Origin of the sequence: Pseudomonas resinovorans NBRC 106553, from assembly GCF_000412695.1 — a bacterium.
GTDB classification, from domain to species: domain Bacteria; phylum Pseudomonadota; class Gammaproteobacteria; order Pseudomonadales; family Pseudomonadaceae; genus Metapseudomonas; species Metapseudomonas resinovorans_A.
In genome coordinates this window covers 1,432,527-1,455,309 of the sequence record NC_021499.1, presented here as the reverse complement: position 1 = coordinate 1,455,309, position 22,783 = coordinate 1,432,527, and the positions used below count along the sequence as shown (strand labels likewise).

The 22,783-nt window shown below is 66.9% G+C and carries 21 protein-coding genes and 2 pseudogenes; 9 read left to right on the top strand and 14 right to left on the bottom strand.

All coding sequences use genetic code 11. The features are described 5' to 3' along the window. Nucleotides 1–11 precede the first annotated feature (11 nt). The 4 genes from PCA10_RS06740 (at nt 12) to PCA10_RS06725 (ending at nt 3,591) form a co-directional block, all read left to right on the top strand. On the top strand, nt 12–743 hold the full coding sequence (locus PCA10_RS06740; RefSeq protein ID WP_016491290.1) for a TrmH family RNA methyltransferase: 732 nt from the start codon (nt 12–14) through the stop codon (nt 741–743). A gap of 215 nt (nt 744–958) precedes the next feature. Further along, nucleotides 959–1,882 (top strand): chromate resistance protein ChrB domain-containing protein, encoded by a 924-nt coding sequence (locus tag PCA10_RS06735; RefSeq protein WP_016491289.1) that lies wholly within the window; start codon nt 959–961, stop codon nt 1,880–1,882. Between the two features lie 13 nt (nt 1,883–1,895). Beyond that, nucleotides 1,896–3,260: a chromate efflux transporter gene (gene chrA, locus PCA10_RS06730; RefSeq protein ID WP_016491288.1), complete on the top strand. Its 1,365-nt coding sequence runs from the start codon at nt 1,896–1,898 to the stop codon at nt 3,258–3,260. 10 nt (nt 3,261–3,270) lie between these two features. After that, nucleotides 3,271–3,591 (top strand): rhodanese-like domain-containing protein, encoded by a 321-nt coding sequence (locus PCA10_RS06725; protein ID WP_016491287.1) that lies wholly within the window; start codon nt 3,271–3,273, stop codon nt 3,589–3,591. Nucleotides 3,592–3,909: 318 nt separating this feature from the next. Here PCA10_RS06725 and PCA10_RS06720 read toward each other — a convergent pair whose 3' ends face one another. Both PCA10_RS06720 and PCA10_RS29500 read right to left on the bottom strand, forming a co-directional pair. Next, entirely contained in the window at nt 3,910–5,034 is a 1,125-nt protein-coding gene (locus tag PCA10_RS06720) for a nickel/cobalt efflux transporter (RefSeq protein ID WP_016491286.1), read from the bottom strand. Between the two features lie 6 nt (nt 5,035–5,040). Next, nucleotides 5,041–5,272 (bottom strand): annotated as a pseudogene (locus tag PCA10_RS29500) (metal-sensing transcriptional repressor). Between PCA10_RS29500 and PCA10_RS31285 the strand changes: the two are divergent. After that, complete coding sequence (locus PCA10_RS31285) at nt 5,186–5,425, top strand: hypothetical protein (protein WP_394296611.1); 240 nt, start codon at nt 5,186–5,188, stop codon at nt 5,423–5,425. The pseudogene PCA10_RS29500 and the gene PCA10_RS31285 overlap by 87 nt on opposite strands. Nucleotides 5,426–5,535: 110 nt before the next feature. On the opposite strand, the gene PCA10_RS06710 is transcribed toward PCA10_RS31285, so the two are convergent. Together PCA10_RS06710 and PCA10_RS06705 are read right to left on the bottom strand one after the other, a co-directional pair. Next, nucleotides 5,536–6,759, bottom strand: coding sequence for an OmpP1/FadL family transporter (locus PCA10_RS06710; protein WP_158491036.1), 1,224 nt, complete (start codon nt 6,757–6,759; stop codon nt 5,536–5,538). A 169-nt stretch (nt 6,760–6,928) separates the two neighbouring features. Further along, nucleotides 6,929–8,230: an OmpP1/FadL family transporter gene (locus PCA10_RS06705; RefSeq protein WP_016491283.1), complete on the bottom strand. Its 1,302-nt coding sequence runs from the start codon at nt 8,228–8,230 to the stop codon at nt 6,929–6,931. A gap of 221 nt (nt 8,231–8,451) precedes the next feature. Here PCA10_RS06705 and PCA10_RS31280 point away from each other — a divergent pair, with 221 nt between their 5' ends. Continuing rightward, nucleotides 8,452–8,631 carry a DUF6506 family protein gene (locus tag PCA10_RS31280; RefSeq protein ID WP_016491282.1) on the top strand — a complete coding sequence of 60 codons (180 nt, stop codon included), beginning with the start codon at nt 8,452–8,454 and terminating at the stop codon, nt 8,629–8,631. A gap of 213 nt (nt 8,632–8,844) precedes the next feature. On the opposite strand, the gene PCA10_RS06695 is transcribed toward PCA10_RS31280, so the two are convergent. The 10 genes from PCA10_RS06695 to PCA10_RS06650 form a co-directional block, all read right to left on the bottom strand. After that, on the bottom strand, nt 8,845–9,720 hold the full coding sequence (locus tag PCA10_RS06695; RefSeq protein ID WP_016491281.1) for an SDR family oxidoreductase: 876 nt from the start codon (nt 9,718–9,720) through the stop codon (nt 8,845–8,847). A gap of 206 nt (nt 9,721–9,926) precedes the next feature. After that, entirely contained in the window at nt 9,927–11,075 is a 1,149-nt protein-coding gene (locus tag PCA10_RS06690) for an acetyl-CoA C-acetyltransferase (protein ID WP_016491280.1), read from the bottom strand. 158 nt (nt 11,076–11,233) lie between these two features. Further along, entirely contained in the window at nt 11,234–12,286 is a 1,053-nt protein-coding gene (locus tag PCA10_RS06685) for an acyl-CoA dehydrogenase family protein (protein WP_016491279.1), read from the bottom strand. 10 nt (nt 12,287–12,296) lie between these two features. Then, nucleotides 12,297–13,463, bottom strand: coding sequence for an acyl-CoA dehydrogenase family protein (locus PCA10_RS06680; RefSeq protein WP_016491278.1), 1,167 nt, complete (start codon nt 13,461–13,463; stop codon nt 12,297–12,299). Nucleotides 13,464–13,468: 5 nt separating this feature from the next. Next, a complete protein-coding gene (locus PCA10_RS06675; protein WP_016491277.1) occupies nt 13,469–14,227 on the bottom strand; it encodes an enoyl-CoA hydratase family protein in 759 nt (252 codons plus the stop codon). 67 nt (nt 14,228–14,294) lie between these two features. Beyond that, nucleotides 14,295–15,368, bottom strand: coding sequence for an NAD(P)H-dependent flavin oxidoreductase (locus tag PCA10_RS06670; RefSeq protein ID WP_016491276.1), 1,074 nt, complete (start codon nt 15,366–15,368; stop codon nt 14,295–14,297). Then, a complete protein-coding gene (locus PCA10_RS06665) occupies nt 15,368–16,231 on the bottom strand; it encodes an enoyl-CoA hydratase (RefSeq protein WP_016491275.1) in 864 nt (287 codons plus the stop codon). The genes PCA10_RS06670 and PCA10_RS06665 overlap by 1 nt, the downstream gene beginning before the upstream one ends. A gap of 14 nt (nt 16,232–16,245) precedes the next feature. Next, nucleotides 16,246–17,058: a CoA-transferase subunit beta gene (locus PCA10_RS06660; protein WP_016491274.1), complete on the bottom strand. Its 813-nt coding sequence runs from the start codon at nt 17,056–17,058 to the stop codon at nt 16,246–16,248. Nucleotides 17,059–17,068: 10 nt separating this feature from the next. Continuing rightward, on the bottom strand, nt 17,069–17,950 hold the full coding sequence (locus tag PCA10_RS06655) for a CoA transferase subunit A (RefSeq protein ID WP_016491273.1): 882 nt from the start codon (nt 17,948–17,950) through the stop codon (nt 17,069–17,071). 11 nt (nt 17,951–17,961) lie between these two features. Then, nucleotides 17,962–18,855, bottom strand: coding sequence for a VOC family protein (locus PCA10_RS06650; protein ID WP_016491272.1), 894 nt, complete (start codon nt 18,853–18,855; stop codon nt 17,962–17,964). 647 nt (nt 18,856–19,502) lie between these two features. Between PCA10_RS06650 and PCA10_RS06645 the strand changes: the two genes are divergently transcribed. The 3 genes and pseudogenes from PCA10_RS06645 to PCA10_RS06635 all read left to right on the top strand — a co-directional run bounded on the left by PCA10_RS06645 (nt 19,503) and on the right by PCA10_RS06635 (nt 22,737). Next, entirely contained in the window at nt 19,503–19,829 is a 327-nt protein-coding gene (locus tag PCA10_RS06645; protein ID WP_016491271.1) for a hypothetical protein, read from the top strand. A gap of 192 nt (nt 19,830–20,021) precedes the next feature. Continuing rightward, nucleotides 20,022–21,059, top strand: a pseudogene (locus PCA10_RS06640) (metal-dependent hydrolase). Between the two features lie 70 nt (nt 21,060–21,129). Further along, nucleotides 21,130–22,737: a methyl-accepting chemotaxis protein gene (locus PCA10_RS06635; RefSeq protein ID WP_016491269.1), complete on the top strand. Its 1,608-nt coding sequence runs from the start codon at nt 21,130–21,132 to the stop codon at nt 22,735–22,737. The last annotated feature ends 46 nt before the right edge of the window (nt 22,738–22,783 follow it).

Below are 22,783 nucleotides of genomic sequence, written 5' to 3'. Positions count from 1 at the left end.
GCGCCGCCCTGATGAAACTCGACGACATCAAGAAACTTCACCAGAAAAAGTACCGGGCCGAGTTCGGTCATTTTCTGGTGGAGGGCGAGCATCTGCTGCTGGAGCTGCAAAAAGCCGCCGTGCACAACCCGCTACTGCTGCGCAGCCAGCTGTATGTGACCGGCGCCTTCGAGCACTGGCAAAGCCCGTTCGAGACCCATCTGATCAACGACCGCCAGATGGCGCAGATCGCCGACACCAAGACGCCCCAGGGCATCATCGCGGTGGTGCCGATGCCGGCACCGGCCGCGCCGGTTTCCGCGCCCGCCGGCAACGAGCGCGCCATCTACCTGCATGAAATCCAGGACCCGGGCAACCTCGGCACCATCCTGCGCACCCTGGCGTGGTTCGGGAACTTCCGCTGCCTGCTCAGCCCCGGCAGCGTCGATCCATACAACCCCAAGGTCGTGCGTTCCAGCATGGGCGCCATCTTCCATGCGCCCATGGAGCTGGATGTGGAGCTGGACTCCCTGGGCTCGCGCTTTGCGCGCATCGCCTGCCTGGACATGCAGGGCGAGCCCGTGCAAGCGGCCGGATTCAAGGCCTTCGATTGCTACCTGTTCGGCAACGAAGCTCGCGGCGTGCCCCGCGAGCAGCTGATGGCCCTCGATGCCCAGCCCTTCACGATCCCGGGCTGCGGCGCCATCGAATCGCTGAACCTGGCCACCACGGTCAACATGTGCGCGTACGAGTTGAACCGATAGGCGGGATGCTTGCGGCACGCCCCTGACCAGCCGCAGACCGGACGCTCCCGCCCCATCGCCGCCGCTCACAAGCGCTGGTGATCGGCAAGGAGCGGACATCGACGACAGCTCGACATCGACCTGTGAAGCCGCCTGTCTTCAGACAGGCGGAGCTTTGCCTGGGCCTCGAGCAGGAATAACGTAGAGATAGATACAAATCATGTTGAGAGATCTACATGAAAAACTGGCTATCTCTCGTTCTTGCCCTCCCCACCGCCAATGCCACCGCACGCATGCGGGCTTGGCGCGCGCTGAAGGCCTCCGGTGCCGCCGTGCTGAGGGACGGGGTGTACCTGCTCCCCGACAGCGACATGTGCCGCGCGGCGCTCGCCGATATCGAACGCGACATCCTTTCGATCAATGGCACCGCCTACCTGCTCCCCATCCAGGACCCGCAGGGTGAGCGCTTCATCCCACTGTTCGAACGCAGCGAGGATTATGCGAACCTGCGCACCGAGATCGACGCCTGCCGAACCCAGCTGAGGGCGGAGAACGCGCTGGCTTCCACCAGGCAGGTGCGCAAACTTCGCAAGGCCTTTGCCCAGCTGGCGAACATCGATTTCTTCGCGGACCAGACTCGCCAACAGGTCGATGCGGCTCTGCAGGAGCTGGAAACCGCCGTCAGCCGCGCCCTCTCCGCGGACGAGCCATCCAGCCATGACCAGCCCATTGCGTTGCAGAGGCAGCAGGACTATCAGGGACGCACATGGGCGACTCGCAAGCGCCCGTGGGTGGATCGCCTCGCCAGTGCCTGGCTGATTCGCCGCTTCATCGATCACGACGCGCGCATCCTCTGGCTGGACTCGCCCCATGATTGCCCACCCGACGCGCTGGGCTTCGATTTCGACGGTGCCACCTTCAGCCACGTCGGCAACCGCGTCACGTTCGAGACCCTGCAAGCCAGTTTCGAGCTGAACGCCCCCGCCCTGGGGAAAATCGCCGCCCTGGTGCATTACCTGGACGTAGGCGGTGTGCAGCCGGCCGAGGCGGCGGGTATCGAGCGGCTGCTGGCGGGTCTGCGGGAAAGCATCACCGATGATGATCAGCTCCTGAGCGCCGCCAACGCCGTCTTCGATGGCCTGCTGAGCGCCTTTGCGTAGGACGAGATGAACGATGAATGAAACCACCGTGCGGCCCGCCGAGCAGTCGCAAACCCGCACCGCTCCCGTGGGCTTGTTCCAGGCCTTCCTGTTCTGGTTGAAGCTCGGTTTCATCAGCTTCGGCGGGCCCGCCGGGCAGATTTCGATCATGCACCAGGAGCTGGTGGAGCGCAGGCGCTGGATCAGCGAGCGGCGCTTCCTCCATGCCTTGAACTACTGCATGTTGTTGCCAGGCCCCGAGGCCCAGCAGCTCGCGACCTACATCGGTTGGCTGATGCATCGCACCTGGGGCGGCATCATTGCCGGCGTGCTCTTCGTACTGCCGTCGCTGTTCATCCTGATCGCGCTGTCCTGGGTGTACATCGCGTTCGGCGAGGTGCCGGTGGTAGCCGGCCTGTTCTATGGCATCAAGCCGGCCGTGACCGCCATCGTGGTCCAGGCCGCCCATCGCATCGGCTCACGGGCGCTGAAGAACAACTGGCTGTGGGGGATCGCGGCGGCGTCTTTCGTGGCCATCTTCGCGTTGAACCTGCCCTTCCCGCTGATCGTGCTGGGCGCCGGTCTGGTGGGCTACATGGGTGGCCGCTGGGCGCCGGAAAAGTTCGCACTTGGCGGTGGCCACGGCGCGGCCAAGGCCAGCTACGGCCCGGCACTGATCGATGACGATACGCCGACGCCCGAGCATGCGCGTTTTCGCGGGTCCCGCTTGCTGACACTGATGGCCATCGGCGCGGTGCTCTGGTTGCTGCCGATGGGCCTGCTCACGGCCGTCTTCGGTTGGCAAGGCACCCTGACCCAGATGGGCTGGTTCTTCACCAAGGCGGCACTGCTGACCTTCGGTGGCGCCTACGCGGTGCTGCCCTACGTCTACCAGGGCGCGGTGGGCCACTACGGCTGGCTGACGCCGACGCAGATGATCGACGGCCTGGCCCTGGGGGAAACCACCCCCGGGCCACTGATCATGGTCGTCGCCTTCGTGGGTTTCGTCGGCGGCTATGTGCATCCCATGTTCGGTGCCGACCAGGCCTTCCTCGCCGGCGCCGTGGCGGCCGCCCTGGTCACCTGGTTCACCTTCCTGCCGTCGTTCCTGTTCATCCTGGCGGGCGGGCCGCTGGTGGAGTCCACCCACAACGAGCTGAGGTTCACGGCGCCGCTGACCGCCATCACGGCTGCGGTGGTGGGGGTGATCCTCAACCTGGCGCTGTTCTTCGGCTACCACGTGCTCTGGCCGTCAGGCTTTGCCGGCCGCTTCGACTGGCCGTCGGCGCTGATCGCCGTGGCAGCGGCGATTGCCCTGTTCCGCTACAAGCGGGGTGTCATCCAGGTGCTGCTGGCCTGCGCCGTTGTTGGGCTGGCGGTGCATCTGTTGCGTGCCTGAGAGGTGTGCGATGAACCGAATCACGAGCTGTGAACTGATGGAGTGGCAAACGGCAGGACGTAGCTTCACGCTGCTGGATGTACGCCGCGAAGCGGTGCGTGCGGCTGACGCGGCGGTCATTGCTGACGCGCACTGGCTCGACCCCGAGTCGGTATTGCGCTGGAAGGACTCCGTACCACGGGACAGGCCCGTGGTGCTCTATTGCGCCCATGGCCACGAAATCAGCCAGGGCATCGCCGCCACCCTCGAAGCCATGGGGCTCGACGCGCGCTACCTGGTCGATGGCTTTTCCGGTTGGCGTGACGCCGGCCGGCCCACCCAGGGCCTGTAGACGCCACGACGGCCCGAACGGTCATCGCGCGCCCCGGTTCAGCACGTAGGATGGGTTGAGGTACGAAACCCATCAGGCGAAGGTGAGCTCGGCGCGGGGTTGTTCGCGAGCAGAGCTCGCTCCTACGGCGGTCAGTTGCGCACAGGTGTGGCCCGGATGAAATCCGGGCTACCGGCCCAGGGCTTTTGCAGGAGCGAATTCATTCGCGATGACCGGGTACGCTGGGGCAGCTGCGCCGCCCTTGGCGAATGAATTCGCCCCCACAAGGCTGGAATAAGCGCGGCGCGGGGACTATTCGCTAGCAGAGCTCGCCCCGGTTCAGCCGAGCTGGGCGCTCAGCCCCATCCAGCCATGGAGGCCGACGTAGATACCCACACCGATGATCAGCAGGCTGGACAGATAGGGCGCGCGACGCGCCACGGCCCCCAACCAGGGCCAGCGATTGGAGGCCCGCCGGGCTCCGATGGCCGCCGCCGCGCCCACGCTGACCAGGGTCAGGGCCAGGCCGATGCTGAAACACAGCACCAGCACGGCGCCGAGGGCGACCTCCTTCACCTGCAGGCAGAGCAGCAGCACGGTAATTGCCGCCGGACAGGGGATCAGCCCGCCCGTCAGGCCGAACAGGATGATCTGCCCCGTCGTCACGCTCCGATTGGCGAAACGCTGGCGGATATCGTTGGCATGGGCGCGCTCGTGGGCGTCCTGGTAGCCCTCCAGTGACAGTTCCAGCCCGCCCAGCTCGGCATGGCTGTGGTCGTGCTCATGCTCGCGGAAGTCCAGGTCGTAATCGTGGGAGTGATTGCCGTGCCCCAGGCTCAGGCGCACGCCGAACTCATGAGGCTCTGGAATCTCGTCAACGGACTCCAGATAGCCGCCACGATCCGCGAACGCAAAACGCCGCATGCGTCCATTCGCTCGGGTGGTCTGCAAGGTCACCTCACCGGCATCCCAGGTGTGACCGCTGAGCACATTCAGCCGCCAGCGCGGCGGCACCCCTTGTTCGAAAATCGACAGCTCGACTCGCCCATGGCCGGTGTCGATACGCCGGCTTTCGTCATGATGGTGATGGTCCTCGTCCTGCTCGAAACGCCACATCTGCTCGCCGCGCAAGGTGCGCCAGAGCATCCACAGCGCAATGGCCACGATGATCGCCGCAGATGCCAGCTGGAAATACGGCTCGGTGGTCTCGGCGTCGAGGTTCTGCCCGAGGTACATGCCGCCCAGAGCGACCAGCCAGACCACGGCGGTATGCGAAACGGTCGCGGCCAAACCCAGCAGGATCGCCTGCTTCACGGTGCCGCGAACGGCGACGATGAAAGCCGCCATCATGGTCTTCGAGTGGCCGGGCTCCAGCCCGTGCAAGGCGCCCAGAAGGATGGCGCTCGGGAAATAGAGCCAGGCATGGGCCGGCCCCTGTTGCAGTATTTCGGCGAAGCTGGACATGGCGGGTCAGAGGTACTTGGTGATCTGTTTGAACTCTTCCAGTGGGGCACGCTCGCCACTGGTGAGCGCCCCCCACGGTGTGTTCCAGGCAATGGTCGATATGGTCCTGGATCAAGGTGCGCTTGGCCTGGCAGACGGCCTTTTCCACCGCGTGCAATTGCTGGGCGATGTCCACGCAGGCGCGACCGTCCTCGATCATGCCGATGATGCTGCGCAGATGGCCTTCCGCCCGCTTCAACCTTTTGACGATATCGCCATGACTCTGGTGCTGGTGACCGCGTTCGTGCTTGCTCATCGCAAGACCCCGTGCAAGGAAATGGACCGCCACATCCTATCCCCCCGGGGGGATATGGAAACCGGGCTTTTGCAGGAGCGAATTCATTCGCGATAACCGGGTACGCTGGGGCAGCTGCGCCGCCCTTGGCGAATGAATTCGCCCCCACAAGGCTGGGATGAGCTCGGCGCGGGGTTGTTCGCGGGACGCGCAAGGTGCGCGGCAGTCTAGAAGTGGTATGCCCCGGAAACGATCACCGCGTACGGGTGCTCGGTTTCGCCCACCACGCGGCCGCGCGCGGCGGAGGGGCCGGTGTCCACGGGGGATTTGCCGAAGTCCACCAGGTGCAGGTTGAACTCCATGGCCTTGCCGCTGGCGTATTCCACCTGCACCCCGGCGCCCACGCCCCACATGCGGTCCAGCGGCATGGCCAGGCTGCGCTTGCCATCGTCCACCGGGGCCTGCACGTAGAAGGTGTCGAGGGTGTAGCGCAGCCCGCCGTTGGCCGGGAAGCCGTAGCCCAGGGTGCCCGCCCAGAAGTTGTTGAAGCCGCTGTCTTCCACATGGAGGGTTTCGCCGTCCAGGGAGATGGAGTTGGCGCCGAATTGCGAGAACTCCACCCAGGCGATGTCGGCGACGATGAACGCCCCCGAGTCCAGTTCGTGGTACACACCGCCGATGATGCGCTGGGGCATCACCTGCTCCACTTCGATGTCGTCGGGGAGGATGCCCCGTTCCAGCAGCCCGCCGATCACCGGGCCGGTGTTGCGGAACTTGAGGTCGCCGTCGATATCGGTGGTCGATTCGCTCGTGTAGACCAGGCCGAAGCGGGTCTTCTCGGTCATTTCCCACAGCAGCGACAGGCTGAAGTTGGTGCCCACGCCGTCGAGGTCGGCCTCCAGCTTTCCATCGCCGGCGCCGGGCGTCAGGGTGTTGATGGCCACTTCCGACTGCGACGAGATGTAGTTGATGCCCACCGAGGCCCCCACCGACCACTGCTCGTTGATCCGCCAGGACAGCGCCGGCGTCACGGCCACGTACACCAGCGAGTAGCTGTCGGTGTAGTAGCGGCCGGCCCAGTCGGAGCCGTACTCCGAGCCGAACCCGGAAGGGATGGTCAGCGAGATGCCGGCATGGAGGGTGTCGCTGAGCGGCCTCACGTAGTAGGCCTGGGGAATCATCACCGGGTTGAGGTCGTTGTCCGGGTCGCCGCCGCTGGTGGTGGTCCGCCCTTCATCCACTTCGAAGGTGCCGAAGCCGGTGGCCTGCATCAGGCTGAGGGTGCTGCTGGGCTTGTCCAGCCGGGCCATGCCGGCGGGGTTGTCGCTGGCGGTCTCGGCGCTGTCGGCGCTGGCTGCGATACCGGCGAAGCCCGCCGAACCGGCCAGCGCGTGCGCGGCGCCCAGGCAGGCGAACACGCCGGACAACAGCCGCAAGGATGCAACCGCCATGGAATCCCCCCAGGAGAATACAGAAACGGCCCGAGTCGAAGACGACAGGCGTGACGATGTTGAACCAGAGGTCGACATGCGCCGTACTTGTCGAGGCAACCGCCAGCAATGCGTGTCGATGCTCAAGGAGCGTCTGCCCGGCACCGCTCGGCTGGCCGATCAGAACGGTTTAGAAGCGCCAGGTCGCGCCACCGCCGATGATGTGCAAGGCCGCGTTGTCGTAGCTGCCCGAGAGGGTGGTGCCGGAGCGGCGCTTGCTCTGCTCCACATCCATGTCGCCGAGCCACCCCAGGGTGTAGGCCACATGCACGTCGAACCCCTCGTCCACCTGATAGTTGATCCCGGTTGCCAGGCGCCAGGTTTCGGCCATGGGGTTGTCCACCGTGCGGTCTTCGTCGTCCACCGCCGAGCTGTCGTAGCCCACGCCCATGTTCCAGCGCAGTTGCCGGGTGACCTGGTACTGGGCGCCGATGGAGGCGTGCCAGGTGTCCTTGTACTTGCGGTCCACGGACCTATCCACGCCACCGGCGTTGGCGTCCACTTCCACGCCGACGTCGCCGAACTCGCTCCAGTCCTGCCAGCCCAGGCTGCCCAGCAGCTTCCACTGCGAGTCGAGCTGGTGGGCCACGCTGAACAGCACGGTCTGCGGCACGTTCAAGTCCAGTTCCAGGGAGTCGACGCCGAGCCGGCCCAGCGCCGCGTTGATGATCGGGTTGCTGACATCGCGCACGTCCGGATTGTCCTCGAACTCCAGCTTCACCTTGCTGGTGTAGGCGAGCCCGACCTGGGTGCGCTCGTCGAGCTTGTACAGGAGGCCGAGATTGACGCCGGCGCCGGTATCGGTGTCCTTGTATTCCAGTTGGCCGTCCGGACGGTCGAGCAGGCCGAGCAGGTTGTTGTTGATGGCCACCTCGGTGCGGTAGTAGCCGTACACCAGGCGCGGGCCGACGCCCAGCGAGAGCTGGTCGGTGAACTTGTAGGCGATGTTCGGCTGCAGGGAGATGCCGATGATGGCGGCCTCCTGGGTGAAATAGCGGCCGGCCCAGTCGTCGTCGTAGTCCACCGCCAGGCCGAAGTTGCCGTACATGCCGAAGCCGATGGCCGAGCGCTCGTCGATCTGGTGGCTGACGAACAGGCTGGCGCCGGGCAGCCATTCCAGGGCGTTGCCGCCTTCGTTGCCGTCGAACTGGTTGTTGGCGTCGCGGGAGAAGCGGATATCGCCGAGGATCACCTGGGCGTTGGCGCTGATCTGCGTCCCCGCCAGTTCGGTGAGGCCGGCGGGGTTGCTCATGAGCACGCTGGGGTCGCTGGCCAGGGCGGCGGAGCCGGCGTTGGCGAGGCCCGCGCTTTCCTGGCCGGCCTCGTAGATCAGGACGCCGCCGGCGTGCGCCTGGCTGCCGAGCAGGCCCAGGCCGGATGCAAGTACCGCAGCGTGGACATAGCGCGTGGTGCGAGTGCCGAACGTTCTCATGGACGATCCCCTGACGAGAGTGGTGGCCACGGCACTCCCGGTACCTGGAAACCCGCGTGCTACCCCGTGCAGTGCTGCGAATGGCAACTGCCGTGCGGCGGTGCGTCCAGACCGGCCATGACAAGGAGAAGCCTAGTTAGGCGGCTCGGACGCGCAACTTTTGCAGCAAAAATTTTGAGACGGACTCGCATCCGCAGGCTGGCTCGTCGTCTCGGGTAGGGTTGGCCGTTGAGCTCGTCCGGGAGGACGTTCAGTTCATTGAGCTTTGTGGTGGCTTCGAGGCGATCTGGGTGGGGAAGGTCATCGAGGCGACAGGGGGCGACATTCCTGTTGGGCACGTCGGCTTCTCGGGCGGAGCGACGGTGGCCAGGCTCGTGAAAATCTTCGCGGATGAGCAGTAGCTGATCGTGGGCGTCCGCCTGCGGCTGTTCCACCCTTGCTGAAAGGACGCCGCGGCAACCTACGGCGCATCCTTTGCCAGGCCGGCACCGGCGTTGTCGAAGGACAATTTCCGGCCGGTTTCCACAAAGGCTTTCCGGCCTGACCCGGTGCCCTCCCGGCCCGGGCCAGGCCGCCCCGGTGCTCCGTCTCTCTAGCTCCTAGCCCGGATGGCGTCAGGCGCCATACACCTTCTGCGCCGGCACGGCGTCGGCCAGCAGGCGCTCGACCACCTCGCCCACTTCCCCGGGCTGGTAACGGGCGCCCTTGTCGAAGCCGGGGCCACGGCGCCAGCCATCGGCGATGGAGAGCTTGCCGCCCTCCACTTCGAACATCTGCCCCGTGACCGACTGGGACGCTTCGGAACCGAGCCAGACCACCAGGGGCGCGACGTTCTCGGGGGCGAAGTGGTCGAAGCCGTCTTCCGGTTTCTTCATCACCGCGGCGAACACCTCCTCGGTCATGCCGGTACGCGCGGCCGGGGCCAGGGCGTTGGCGGTGATGCCGTAGCGCGCGAGCTCGGCGGCCTGCACCAGGGTCAGCGCGGCGATGCCGCCCTTGGCGGCGGCGTAGTTGGACTGCCCCACGGAACCCTGCAAGCCGGCGCCGGAGCTGGTGTTGATGATCCGCGCGCGCACCGCCACACCGCCCTTGGCCTGCTCGCGCCAATGCTTGACCGCATGGCTGGCGAGGCAGAAGTGGCCCTTGAGGTGCACGGCCATCACCGCGTCCCAGTCGGCTTCGCTGAGGCTGGCGAACATGCGGTCGCGGCAGATGCCGGCGTTGTTCACCAGCACATGCAGGTCGCCGAAGGCTTCGATGGCCTGGCGCACGATTTCGCCGGCGGCGGCGTAGTGGGTGATGTCGCCGTTGTTGGCGATGGCCGTACCGCCGTTGGCGCGGATCTCGGCGACCACCGCTTCGGCGGCGGGCAGGTTGATGTCGTTGACCAGCACCTGGGCGCCCTCGGCGGCGAAGGCCAGGGCATAAGCCCGACCCAGCCCGCCGCCGGCGCCGGTGATGATGACGGAACGGGATTGGCAGATTGGCATGGGAAGTTCTCCGGTGATTCGTATGGGCTACGGTTCTGATGGGTATCGCTTCGCTCAACCCATCCTACGAGCTCCCCTCTCCTCTTCAGGGAGAGGGGCCGGGGATAAGGTCAAAGCTTTTGGCAGTGGGTCTTCCAGTTGCGTAGCCCGGATGAAATCCGGGGCAATGGTCGGGCCCGCTCCCGGATTGCATCCGGGCTACAAGATCAGAGCCGCTCGATGATGGTTACGTTGGCCTGCCCGCCGCCTTCGCACATGGTCTGCAGGCCGAAGCGGCCGCCGCTGCGTTCCAGTTCGTGGAGCAGCGTGCACATCAGGCGGGTGCCGGTGGCGCCCAGGGGGTGGCCGAGGGCGATGGCGCCGCCGTTGACGTTGGTGCGTTCATGGGGGTAGCCGGTCTCTTTCAGCCAGGCCATGGCGACGGAGGCGAAGGCTTCGTTGATTTCCACCCGGTCGATGTCTTCGAGCTTCATGCCGGCGCGCTTGAGGGCGTATTCGGTGGCCGGGATGGGCGCGGTGAGCATCCACACCGGGTCGTCGGCGCGCACGCTGATGTGCTGGATGCGCGCGCGGGGCGTGAGGTCGTAGCGCTTGAGCGCCGCCTCGGAAACCACCAGCAGGGCACTGGCGCCATCGCAGGTCTGGCTCGACACGGCGGCGGTGACTCGGTCGCAGCCGAACAGGGTTTCCAGTTCGGCCATCTTGTCCAGGCTGGTCTGGCGCGGGGTTTCGTCGTGTTCGACGCCGGCGAGCGGCACGATCTCCCGGGCGAAACGGCCCTGCTCGATGGCCCGCAAGGCGCGGCGGTGGGATTCCAGGGCGTAGGCTTCGAGCGCCTCGCGGGACAGCTGCCACTTTTCGGCGATCATCTGCGCGGCGCGGAACTGGGTGGGCGGCACGCGGCCGTAGCGCTTCACCCAGCCCTCGGAGCCGGAGAAGGGATCGCTGAAGCCCAGGGGCTCGGCGGCGGTCATGGCCGAGGAGATGGGGATCTGCGTCATGGTCTGCACGCCGCCGGCGATCACCACGTCCTGGGTGCCGCTCATCACGGCCTGGGCGGCGAAGTGCACCGCCTGCTGGGAGGAGCCGCACTGGCGGTCGATGGTGGTGCCGGGCACGGCCTGGTGCAGGCCGGCGGCCAGCCAGCAGGTGCGGGCGATATCGCCGGCCAGCGGGCCGATGGTGTCGACGCAGCCGAAGATCACGTCGTCGTAGTCCTCCTCGGGAATACCGTTGCGCGCTACCAGTTCGCGCAGCACGTGGGCGCCGAGGTCGGCGGCGTGGATCTGGCTCAGGCCGCCCTTGCGCCGGCCGGTGGGGGTGCGCAGGGCGTCGACTATGTAGGCTTGGGGCATGGGAACCTCGAATGTTCAGTAATGCTGTGAAGATGAACTTCCCTCACCCCCCGCCCCTCTCCCGGAGGGAGAGGGGAGACAAGCGGCCCGTTGCACGGACAGCCCCCTCTCCCCCAGGGGCGACCGGCGTGGAGAGGGTTGGGGTGAGGGAAGCCGGGTCAGAAGGTATTGCCCGCCCCCGGCTGGATACGCCCGGCGAACAGCGCCTCGCGCACCCGCGCCTTGTGCCAGCCACGGTCGCCCCAGACCTTGTCCAGGGCCCAGGCGCGTTTCATGAAGAGCTGCAGGTCCACCTCCCAGGTGTACCCCATGGCGCCGTGGGTCTGGATGGCGTTCCTGGCCGCCAGCAGCGCGGCTTCGGCGCAGGCCAGGCGGGCGTGGGAGACCTGCACGTCCTGTTCGGAAAGGCCCCGGGCCACGGCATAGGCGGCACGGTAGAGCGGGCCCTTGGCGAATTCGATCTGCACCGCGACGTTGGCCATCAGGTGCTTCACCGCCTGGAAGGAGCCCACCGGCTTGCCGAACTGCTTGCGCTCGAAGCTGTAGTCCACCGCCAGGTCGACCATGCGCGTGGCCAGGCCGAGCAGTTGCGCGGCGCTGCCCAGGGCACCCCGGTTCATGGCCGCGTGCCACAGCGCCTCGCCCTGTTCGGCATCGGCCACACGGGTGGTGGCACTGGGTGTCCAGTCGACGCGGAAGAGGTGCCGGCTCGGGTCCACCGACTCGTTGCGTGTCAGGCGTACCTGATCGGGACGCAGGGCATGCACTTCGTTGCCATGGGGCAAGAGCAGCAGGTCGGCCACATGGGCATCGGCCACCAGCGGATTACCCGGTTGGCCCACGGCCAGGCGTGCCTTGCCTTCGGCGATGCGGGTCAGCCATTCGCCCTGGAGGTCGAGCTGGCCGGTCAGCGCCGTCAGCAGCGGCACCCCCACCAGCATGGTGTCCACCAGGGGCTCGGGCAGGCCGGCGTAGCCGCATTCCTGGGCCAGGAGGATGAAGTCCAGCTCGTTCATGTCCAGGCCGCCGAAGCCGTCCGGCACGGTGATCGCGGTCAGGCCCAGCTCGGTGAGCTGCGCCCAGAGGGCATCGCTGCGGCCGCTTTCGGTCTGCCAGAGTTCGCGGATGCGCTCCGGGGTGACTTCGTTGGTGAGGAAGGCGCGCACGTTGTCCTGGAACAGCAGTTGGTCGTCGCTGAAGGTAAAGTCCATGGCGCGCTCCTCAGGCTCGCGGCATGCCGAGCAGGCGCTCGGCGATGATGTTGCGTTGGATTTCGTTGGTGCCGGCGTAGATCGGCCCGGCCTGGGCGAAGAGGAAGCCGTCGAGCCAGTGGCCCACGTCCCCCGCGTCCGGCGCCTCGGGCTGCAGCTCGGCACGCAGGCCGAGGATCGACAGGGCGGTCTCGTGCATGCGCAGGTCCTGCTCGGACCAGAAGATCTTGTTGGTGGAGGATTCCGCGCCGATCTTGCCGCCCTTCAGCAACCGGGAAGCGGTCATGTAGGTGTTCAGGGTGTAGGCCTCGGCGTCGAGCCAGGCGCGCATCACCGCCTCGCCGATGGCCGGGTCCAGGTCCGCCTGTTCGCGGTTGGCCAGGTAGAGCTGCACCAGGCGCCTGGCGGTTTCCTGGAAGCGCGCCGGCGAGCGCAGCATCAGCCCGCGTTCGAAGCCGGCGGTGGACATCGCCACATGCCAGCCCATGCCCTCCCCGCCCAGCACGTTATCCACAGGCACTTCCACGTCGTCGAAGAAGATTTCGGCGAAGCCCGGCAGGCCATTCAGTTGCGCGATGGGGCGCACGGTGATGCCGGGGCTGTTCAGTGGCAGGAGGATGAAGGTGAGCCCGTGGTGGCGGCTGGAGTGCGGGTCGCTGCGGAACAGGCCGAACAGCCAGTCGGCCCAGACGGCGCGGGTGGACCAGGTCTTCTGGCCATTGAGCACGTACACATCGCCGCGGCGCTCGGCGCGGCAGCGGATGGCGGCCATGTCGGAGCCGGCATTCGGTTCGGACCAGCCCTGGGCCCAGACTTCCTCACCGGTGGCCATCTTCGGCAGGAAGCGTTCCTGCTGCGCGGCGGTACCGAATTCCATCAGGGTCGGGCCGAGCAGGAAGATGCCGTTCTGGTTGACCCGCGCCGGGGCGCCTGCGCGGTAGTACTCCTCCTCGAAGATCAGCCATTCGATCAGGTCGCAGCCGCGTCCGCCCAGTTCCTTCGGCCAGGTGACCATGCCCCAGCGGCCTTCGTTGAGCTTGGCTTCCCAGGCGCGGTGCTGGGCGAAGCCTGCCTCGCAGTCGAAGGATTGCAGGGGTTCGGCGGGCAGGTTGGCGGCCAGCCAGGCGCGGATTTCTTCGCGCAGGGCGCGTTGTGCGGCGGTGTAGTTCAGTTCCATGGTGGTCAGCCCTTGAAGGTGGCGGCGCGCTTGTCGACGAAGGCATCGCGGGCTTCCTGGGAATCCAGCGAGCGATAGGCCTGCAGGGTGAAGCCCTGTTCCCAGCGGTATTTGTCTTCGAGGTTGCCGTCCTCGATGCCGGTGAGCGCCTCCTTGGCCAAGGCGATCATCGCCGGGCTCTTGGCAGCGATCTTGCGGGCGATCTCCAGGGCCGCCTCGCGCAGTTCGGCACGGGGCACCACGCGCTCCACGGCGCCCAGGCGATAGGCCTCGGCGGCGTCGATCATGTCGCCGGTGAAGTACATGTGGCGCACCTTCTGCACCGGGAACAGGCGCTGCAGGTGGGCGCCGCCGCCCATGGCGCCACGGTCCACCTCGGGTACGCCGAAGCGCGCGCAGTCGGCGGCCACCAGGATGTCCGCCGCACCGCAGAGGCCGATGCCACCGCCGAGGACGAAGCCATGCACGGCGATGATCACGGGCTTGGGATTGCGGTGCACGGCCTTGAAACTGTCGTAGTTGCCCTTGTTCACGGCGACGATCAGGTTGCCGTCGGCGGCCAGTTCCTTGATGTCCACGCCGGCGCAGAAGCCCCGGCCCTCGGCACGGATGAGGATGACCCGGACCTCGGGTGCGTCGCCCAGGCGTTCGAGCTCGGCGGCGATGGCGGCCCAGCCCTTGCTGTCGAAGGCGTTCACCGGCGGATGGTCGAAGACCAGCTCGGCGATGCCGTTGTCGATGCTCACGTGAAATGGATTGCTCATCCGCCTACCCCTGTTGTTATTGGTTTCTTCACTCGTGGGGTGCGCCGCGCGCACCAGCTGTTGGTCCCTACGAGGGCTCCGTTCGGCGGCACAGCGCGGCGAGCACCTGCTCGGCCTGCTGCACGATGGATTCGATGAGTTCGGCGCAGCCCGGCAGGCTGTCGATGCTGGCGGCGACCTGGCCGGCGGGCAGCACGCCCTCGGCGGGCAGGCCGTCGACCATGGCCTTCTGGATCACCATGGGCGCGTTGGCGGCCATGAGGGTCTGGGCGGCGGAGAGGCCGTCGTTGCCGCGCAGCTTCAGCGCGCTGCCCAGCAGTTGAGTGAGGCTGGCGCCGCTGTGGCGGCGGTAGGCCAGGGAACTGCGCAGGGCCAGCAGCAGGCGCTTGAGGCCGCCGGAACGCTCCAGGCGGTCGAGCAGTTCGTTGCGGATCATCCGTTGCGGCATGCCGTCGATGGCGCGGCTGATGATGATCGCCGCCGGGTCGCGAACCTTCAGGTAGCGCTCCAGGGTGGCCGGGGGCACCGGGCTGTCGGCGCTCATCAGGAATCGCGTGCCCATGGCGATGCCCTCGGCGCCCAGGGCCAGGGCGGCGAGCAGGCCGCGTCCGTCCTTGAAGCCGCCGGCGGCCACCACCGGCACGTCGAGGGCGTCCACCACCTGGCCGAGCAGGATCGCGGTGGGCACCGCACCGGTATGGCCACCGCCCTCCCCGCCTTGCACGGTCACCGCATCCGCGCCCATTTCCACGGCCTTCTGCGCGTGCTTGAGGGCGCCCACGGTGGGCAGGCAGATCACGCCGGCATCCTTGAGCCTGGCGATCATGGCCTTGCCCGGCGAGCGGCTGTAGCTCACCGCGCGCACCTTGTGCTTGAGCACCAGCTCGACGATCTCGCCGGCATTGGCCTGGTACATGTGGAAGTTCACGCCGAAGGGCTGGTCGGTCAGCCGCCTGGTTTCGAGGATGGCGGCCTCCATCTGCGCCGGCTCGATGGTGGCGCCGGCGAGAAAACCGAAGCCGCCGGCGTTGCCGGTGGCCGCCACCAGCCTGGGATCGGCGACCCAGCCCATGGCGGTCTGGATGATCGGGTAGCGGCAGCCCAGCAGGCGGGTCAGGCGGGTGTCGAGGGAGATCGCCATCACGCCTCCGTCCTGCGCTGGGAGTCGGCCATGCCCCGGGCGTCGTAGCCACCCAGGCGGTCGCCGCTGACCAGTTCGTTGTGGGCATGGGCGAAGTGGTGCAGGCCGAACACCATGTCCATGGTGGCGCGCTTGCCCATCAGGTCCTCGGCGTTGTTCACCGCCTGCTTGGTCAGCTGCAGCCCCAGGCGCGGCATCTGCGCCACGCGCCGGGCCATGTCCAGGGTCACGTCCTCCAGCACGTCGCGGGGCACCACCTTGTTGACCATGCCCATCTGATAGGCGCGCTCGGCGCCCATGCGCTCGCCGAGGAAGAGAAACTCCTTGGCGATGCGCGGGTTGAGCTCGTGCACATGGGCGAAGTACTCGACGCCGGGGATGCCCATGCGCACCACCGGGTCGGCGAAGTAGGCGTCGTCCGAGGCGACGATCAGGTCGCAGACCCAGGCCAGCATCAGGCCGCCCGCGATGCAGGCGCCCTGGACCATGGCGATGGTCGGCTTGGGGATGTCGCGCCAGCGCCGGCACATGCCGAGGTAGACCTCCTGCTCGCGGGCATAGAGGAATTCGCCACCGGGCTTGTTGACGTGGTCGTACCAGAGGCTGGCGCGGTCGAAGCTCTGGTGGATGTCGCGCTCCGGGGTGCCGATGTCATGGCCGGCGGAGAAGTGCCTGCCGGCACCGCGCAGGACGATGACCTTGACCTCGTCGTCGTCGCAGGCACGGCGGAAGGCGGCGTCCAGGGCGTAGGTCATGCGCGAGTTCTGCGCGTTGTGGTACTCGGGGCGCTGCATGGTGACCAGGGCCACCGGGCCCTGCACCTCGTAGCGCACCACCTCGTCGTCGGGCTGTTGGGGGTTCATCTGCACGGTTCCCTTCAGTGGCTGGTGGCGCGGGCACGTACGCCGGGCGGATTGTCCTTGAGCTGGCTGGCGCGCAGGTTGTGCGGGTCCAGCTGCTGGATGAGGATCAACTGCTCCAGGGTCGGTGCGGCGGTGGTGGGAATGCGCTCGGGAAGGTGCAAGGGGAAGCCGGTGGCGGCCTGGACGTCTTCGACCGCGACGCCGGGATGCAGGGAGCGGACGCGCATCTGCCGCCCGGGCCCCTGGAAGTCGAGCACGCAGAGGTCGGTGACGATCAGGCGGATGTCGATCTCGTCCAGCGACCAGCCACGGGCCAGGCGCTCGGGGTTGTAGCCGACGGAGGCGACCACATCCACCTCGCCCTCGACGAACACCCGCTTGTTGTGGCTGGACACCAGGAAGGAGTTGGCGTGGCTGATGGAGTTGCCCGGGAAGCCGCGCACGCCGAGCATCTGCGACCTGGGCTTGGCGTGTTCGCCGATGCAGGAGATGTTGGCCTGGCCGAAGCGGTCGATCTGCACCGGGCCCACCAGGGCATGGCGCCGGCCACTCCAGACGTTGTCGAAGATGCGCGAGAAGCCCATCCAGCTGTCGAACTTCGGCTGGTAGTCGCCGCGTGGGCCGAGGGGTACCGGCTCGGCGACCATGAAGGCTTCGGAGTCGGTCATCATCAGGTCGGCATTGTGGTTGAGCATGGCCAGGGAAGCGGCCAGGCGCTGCAGCACGCCGATGCCGGTGGCGAGCACTTCGCCGTCGCCGACGAAGGCTTCGGAGGCGGCGCAGATCATCAGCTCGGCGAGGCTGTAGGGTTGTTTGGTGGCAGTCATCTCAGCGTCCTCAGAAAACCGGGAGCGGCAATTCGCGGATGGCGTCCAGGCCGCCGACGCGGGCGAGGTACTCCGCCTCGCCACAATTCACGTAACGCTCCACATAGGCTTGCCAGCCGTCCGGCTCGGCGGCCGAGGCGTTGTAGGCCTTGAAGTGGGCGGTATCGAAGCCATAGAGCGGCGCGCAGGACGAGGGGTGGGCGCCGCCCGGCAGGTGCACCACGCCGCTGGTGCGGTTGCGTTCCCAGAACACCTGGCGGGCGCGGGCCGGGTCGGCGTGGAACCAGGCGCTGTCCACCAGCTCGTCGCAGCTGACGTAGGCCTTGGCCGCGGCGCGGACGAAGAGGTCGTCCATGTAGTGGTCCGGGCCGGCGATCTGGCAGACGCCACGGGCATCGGCGCGGTCGACGTGCACCAGCGCCGCGTCCAGCTTCAGCGCCGGCATGGCGACCCAGTCGCGGCGGTCGTCGTAGGGCGAGGCCACCAGTTTGAGCTCCGGGTTCAGGCGCAGCACGTCGGTGCCCAGGCCCACGGCGGTGGGAATGAAGGGGGCGCCCATGGCGGCGGCCTTGAGGCCGAGCAGGAGCATGCCTTCGTCGATTTCCATCACCTCTACCGCGCCCTCCTGGCGGGCCTTGCGGAAGTAGGGTTCGAGCGGGATGAAGTCCAGCGACACGAAGGCGTAGACCAGCTTGCGCACCTTGCCGGCGGCGCAGAGCATGCCGACATCGGCACCGCCATAGGCGACCACGGTGAGGTCCTTGAGGTCGGAGCGGAGTATCTCCCGTACCAGGGCCATCGGCTTGCGCCTGGGGCCCCAGCCACCGATGCCGATGGTCATGCCATCGCGCAGCTGGCCGACCAGGTCGGCGGCGGTCATGCGTTTATCCATGGTGCTGCTCCTTAGCGGCGGCCAACGCTGAAGTCATGGCCCCAGTGGCTGACCACCGTGCTTTCGAAGGGGGTGTGGACCTCCCAGTCCATGACCTTGCCGCCGCAGCCGTACTCCAGGTCGAAGCCGCCGGGGGTCTGCATGTAGAAGCTGGTCATGTCGTCGTTGGTGTGGCGGCCGAGGGTGGCGGAGAGCTTCACGCCGTGGGCCGTCATGCGGTCCAGGGCGCGGCCGACGTCGTCCAGCTCGCGCACTTCCACCATCAGGTGCACGCAACCGGAGGGGATCGGGCATTCGAACAACGCCAGGGAGTGGTGGCGGGCGTTGTTGCAATGGAGGAAGTGGATGCGTTTTTCCGGCTCGGCGGGGTCGGGGGTGAAGCGCACCTTCATCAGGTCGGAGAGGCCGAAGCCCATGACCCGCTGGTAGAAGTCCAGGCAGCGGTCGAAGGACGGCGCCGGCAGGACCGCATGGCCCATGCCCAGCGCGCTGGTGACGAAACCGGACACGCCGGCCGGCGAAATGAATGGCGCGAAATCCTGCAGCGGGCCCCAGAACAGCTCATGACGGTTGCCGTCCGGGTCGGCGAACAGGGCCAGTTCCTGCACCTTGCGCGAGGCGGCGTCGCTGGCGCTGCCACGGCGGACCTCGACATCGGCCTGCTGCAGTTCGGCGATGGCCTGCTCGAAGGCCGCCTTGCCCGCCACTTCCCAGCCGCAGGCGCCATAGCCGTCGCGGTCGGCGCGCTCCACCAGGATGCGATAGGGGCGCTCGTCCATCTTCAGGTAGAGCCGCTCATGGGCGCCGGCATCCACCATCATGCCGAGCACCCCGGTGGCGTAGTCGCTCCAGCGCGTCAGGTCTGTCGAGGCTACGGTGACGTAACCCAGGCCACGGATATCCATGCGGTTCTCCTCATTGTCATCGGCCCCGCGCAGGTCGTACGCGGGGCTCCATGGGGAGGGATTTAATCGGCAGGCCGGAGGGGAGGCATCGTCCAATGGGACTAGCGCGAAAGGCGCGGAAATCGGGGGTTGTGGCGGTGGCGGGGCACATTGCGAGGGGACGGCGCGGCACGGTCGGCTTTTCGTAGGATGGGTTGAGCTTGCGATACCCATCAATACCGACCGCATGGGTATCGCTTCGCTCAACCCATCCTACGGTCGCTGCATGCGAGATTTTCGTAGCCCTTCGCGAATGAATTCGCTCCTACATGCGGGGCGATTGACCCGCCGCGCAAGTTCAATACAAAACCCGCGCCAAAGTTCATGTAAATTCAAATTGATTTGTTTCTGGATTGTTTCAATGAAACTTCCCAGAAACATACAAGCCACATGAATTAACAAATCAAAATACACTTCATTACATGCGCTAAAAGTGAGCAAAACAGCAGGAATAACCCATGCCAATCAGCACATTACAAACTACCGCCAATCTTTTATTTCACCACCTGTCAGTCAATAAAAGTTAGCACTGGAAGACTTTCGCAACTTCCTTAATATCCGTTCTCGGGGGTTTACCGGGGGATTAACGAGTTCACGAGGAAGAAACGATGAAATCCGCAATTACCACCACTGCCTTGTCCAGCCTGCTGTTTTCGATTGTTGCATTCACGTCAATGCAGGCCAGCAGCGCGTCCCTTCAAGCAGAAAACCAGCAGCCGCTGATGCTGGCCGAGGGAGGCAGTGACCGCCTCTTGCAGTACCGGGAGATGCAGGCGCAGCGTCAACAGACCACGCGGGACGACAGCGAGCGCTTCGTCCAGTTGATAGAAGAGAAACCCACCGCAGCCGGTACCTCGAACGAGGTCGAACCCATCGCCAAACCCACCACCCGTACGCACTCACGCATTCACCACATGAAAGTGGAATACGAGTAGTGGCCTGAAGTCGTCGGTCCCTCAGGGCGCACCCCACCCCGCGCCCTGAGGGCCAGCCCCAGTCAGGGTGGAATCGCGATCACGAAAGTCCCCTACCGAATCGTCCGCCGAAAAATCTGGTGCGAATTTACTGCTGCCGAACAGCTGGCCGGCGCAGTAAGTTAGCCGGCGGATCAATCACGGGGAACGGCAATGGATTCACTCACCCAGGCGGTGCTCGGCGCCACCATCCAGGGCGCGCTGCTCGGCCGCTGGCAGGGGCGCAAGGCGCTGCTCTACGGCGCACTGCTGGGCACCCTGCCGGATCTGGACGTGGTGATCCACTACACCGATGCGGTGGCGGCGATGACCTACCACCGGGGCTTCAGCCATTCGCTCTTCGTCCTCAGCGCCCTGGCCGCGCTGCTCACCCTGGCGGTGCGACGATGGCGGCCCAATCCCGGGTACTCCGCGCAGCGCCTGTTCCTCACCCTCTGGCTGGTGCTGGTCACCCATCCCTTGCTGGACAGCTTCACCAGCTACGGCACCCAGCTGTTCTGGCCCATGCAGACGCCGCCCATCGCCTGGTCGAGCATCTTCATCATCGACCCGCTCTACACCCTGCCGCTGCTGGCGGCGGTGATCGGCGGGCTGCTGTTCGGCCTGCGCGGCCGCACGCCGCGCCTGCCGGTGGCGGCCCTGGCGCTGTCCAGCCTGTATCTGCTCTCCAGCCTCGGCGGCAAGTTCATGGCCGAGCAGCGGGTGCAGGAGGTGCTGGAGCGCGAGGGCATCCGCCCGCAGGCGATCTTCAGCACGCCGACGCCCTTCAACACCCTGCTCTGGCGCGTGATCGTGCTGGACGGCGAGGACTACCACGAAGCCCTGGTGAGCTGGTTCGACCAGCAACCGCCCCGGCTCGAACGCATCCCCCGTGGCACCGAGCTGGCGCGGCGTCTGCGGGATTCGCCGCAGCACCTGCGGCTGGCCTGGTTCACCCACGGCATCCTGCGCTACGACCAGATCGACCAGGCGCTGGTGGTCACCGACCTGCGCCTGGGCATGACCGGCTTCCACCCCTTCCGCTTCATCCTCGCCGAGCGCCGCGACGGCCGTTGGTAGCCGGTGAGCGAAGCGCGCCGCTGGCCCAGCGACCGTGGCGACCTGGAGCGCCTGAAGCTGCTCTGGACGCGCATCTGGCACCAGGACGAGAACGTGCCGCTTTCCAGCTGGGCGGGGTTATTGCGCCGCTGACCGGGTTATCCCCGGTGCGTGCGGCTGGGCTACCCTTCCCCACACTCGAAGTACCACTTGGGGAAGGGACATGAAAATAAGACAGAAAATGGTCGCTTCGGGCGCCATCAGCATCCTTGCTTCCGTGCTGCTCGGTGGCATCGGCTACTGGGGCCAGACCCAGCTGGCCGGGGCGTTGGCGGAAAACCAGCTGAGCGTCAGCGCCCTGCGCAACCACCTGGAGGGCGACATGATGCACGACGCCCTGCGCGCCGATGTGCTGGCCGCCCTGGTGGTACAGCCCGGCGACGCGGCCGCCGCCCAGCAGGTGCGCGACGACCTGCGCGAACACAGCGAGTGGTTCCGCCGCACCCTGGCGGACAACGCGAAGCTGCCGCTCACCGCCGACATCCGCAGCGCCATCGCCGACTCCCAACCGGCCCTGGAAACCTATATCGCCGAGGCCGAGCGCCTCGTCGCCCTGGCCCTGCGCGACCCGCAGGCGGCCCGTGGCGAGCGCTCGGCCTTCGAGCGCAGCTTCGCCGAACTGGAGGAAAGGAACGAAGCCCTCAGCGGCAAGATCGAGGCTCACGCGGCCAAGACCCGCGCCGACGGCGAGGCGGCCGTGAGCAGTGCCGCCGCCTGGCTGGTGGGCGGCATCCTGCTGGTGATCGGCCTGCTCTGCCTGGTCACCGGCCAGCTGATGCGCGCGGTGCTGCGGCCGCTGGAGAAGACGGTCAAGGTGGCGCGCGCCATTGCCCAGGGCAACCTGGCGACCCAGGTGAGCATCGACAGCGACGACGAGGCCGGCCAGTTGCAGCGGGCCCTGGCCGAGATGCAGGGCAACCTGCGGCAGATGATCGCCACCATCCGCAACGAGAGCGAGGAACTGCGCGGCACTGCCCACCGCCTGAGCGAGACCTCGCAGCACATAGTCGACGGCGCCAGCGAGCAGTCCGACAGCGCCACCAGCATGGCCGCGGCCATGGAGCAGATGATCGCCAACATCGGCCAGATCGCCGAGCACGCGCGCAACGCCCAGGGCATTTCCGCCCAGTCCGAGCACCTTGCCGGCAGCGGCGGCAAGGTGATTCTCGGGGTGGTGGACGGCATGAACCGCATCGCCGAGGCGGTGAACCGTTCCTCCAGCACCATCACCGCGCTGGGACAGTCGTCGGAGGAAATCCACTCGATCATCCAGGTGATCAAGGGCATCGCCGAGCAGACCAACCTGCTGGCCCTCAACGCCGCCATCGAGGCCGCCCGCGCCGGCGATGCCGGGCGCGGTTTCGCCGTGGTGGCGGACGAGGTGCGCAGCCTGGCGGCGCGCACCGCGCAGTCGACCCAGGAAATCACCGGGATGATCCAGCGCATCCGCGAGTCCACCCAGCAGGCGGTGGACAGCATGCAGGCAGGCGTGGAACGGGTGCAGGACGGCGTGGGCCTGGCGCGCCAGGCGGGAGATTCGATCAACGAGATCCGCAGCGGCGCCCAGCGCGCCGCCGAGGTGGTGGAGGAGATTTCCCACACCATCGGTGAGCAGTCCAAGGCCAGCGGCGAGGTGGCCCAGCGGGTGGAGTTGATCGCACAGATGTCCCGCAGCAACAGCCACGCCATGCGCGACCTGGCCCTGGCCGCCGAGCGCCTCGATCAGGTGGCCGGCACCATGCAGTCGTCGGTGGCGCGATTCGAGCTCTAATCCCATCACGCCGGCTCGATGGGTTTCGCAGGCTCTACCCATCCTA

Excerpts from the sequence above, each read along its gene's own strand:
- PCA10_RS06740 (WP_016491290.1), top strand. The coding sequence starts at position 12 with ATGAAACTCGACGACATCAAGAAACTTCACCAGAAAAAGTACCGGGCC.
- PCA10_RS06735 (WP_016491289.1), top strand. The coding sequence starts at position 959 with ATGAAAAACTGGCTATCTCTCGTTCTTGCCCTCCCCACCGCCAATGCC.
- chrA (WP_016491288.1), top strand. The coding sequence starts at position 1,896 with ATGAATGAAACCACCGTGCGGCCCGCCGAGCAGTCGCAAACCCGCACC.
- PCA10_RS06725 (WP_016491287.1), top strand. The coding sequence starts at position 3,271 with ATGAACCGAATCACGAGCTGTGAACTGATGGAGTGGCAAACGGCAGGA.
- PCA10_RS06720 (WP_016491286.1), bottom strand. The coding sequence starts at position 5,034 with ATGTCCAGCTTCGCCGAAATACTGCAACAGGGGCCGGCCCATGCCTGG.
- PCA10_RS06710 (WP_158491036.1), bottom strand. The coding sequence starts at position 6,759 with ATGGCGGTTGCATCCTTGCGGCTGTTGTCCGGCGTGTTCGCCTGCCTG.
- PCA10_RS06705 (WP_016491283.1), bottom strand. The coding sequence starts at position 8,230 with ATGAGAACGTTCGGCACTCGCACCACGCGCTATGTCCACGCTGCGGTA.
- PCA10_RS06695 (WP_016491281.1), bottom strand. The coding sequence starts at position 9,720 with ATGCCAATCTGCCAATCCCGTTCCGTCATCATCACCGGCGCCGGCGGC.
- PCA10_RS06690 (WP_016491280.1), bottom strand. The coding sequence starts at position 11,075 with ATGCCCCAAGCCTACATAGTCGACGCCCTGCGCACCCCCACCGGCCGG.
- PCA10_RS06685 (WP_016491279.1), bottom strand. The coding sequence starts at position 12,286 with ATGGACTTTACCTTCAGCGACGACCAACTGCTGTTCCAGGACAACGTG.
- PCA10_RS06680 (WP_016491278.1), bottom strand. The coding sequence starts at position 13,463 with ATGGAACTGAACTACACCGCCGCACAACGCGCCCTGCGCGAAGAAATC.
- PCA10_RS06675 (WP_016491277.1), bottom strand. The coding sequence starts at position 14,227 with ATGAGCAATCCATTTCACGTGAGCATCGACAACGGCATCGCCGAGCTG.
- PCA10_RS06670 (WP_016491276.1), bottom strand. The coding sequence starts at position 15,368 with ATGGCGATCTCCCTCGACACCCGCCTGACCCGCCTGCTGGGCTGCCGC.
- PCA10_RS06665 (WP_016491275.1), bottom strand. The coding sequence starts at position 16,231 with ATGAACCCCCAACAGCCCGACGACGAGGTGGTGCGCTACGAGGTGCAG.
- PCA10_RS06660 (WP_016491274.1), bottom strand. The coding sequence starts at position 17,058 with ATGACTGCCACCAAACAACCCTACAGCCTCGCCGAGCTGATGATCTGC.
- PCA10_RS06655 (WP_016491273.1), bottom strand. The coding sequence starts at position 17,950 with ATGGATAAACGCATGACCGCCGCCGACCTGGTCGGCCAGCTGCGCGAT.
- PCA10_RS06650 (WP_016491272.1), bottom strand. The coding sequence starts at position 18,855 with ATGGATATCCGTGGCCTGGGTTACGTCACCGTAGCCTCGACAGACCTG.
- PCA10_RS06645 (WP_016491271.1), top strand. The coding sequence starts at position 19,503 with ATGAAATCCGCAATTACCACCACTGCCTTGTCCAGCCTGCTGTTTTCG.
- PCA10_RS06635 (WP_016491269.1), top strand. The coding sequence starts at position 21,130 with ATGAAAATAAGACAGAAAATGGTCGCTTCGGGCGCCATCAGCATCCTT.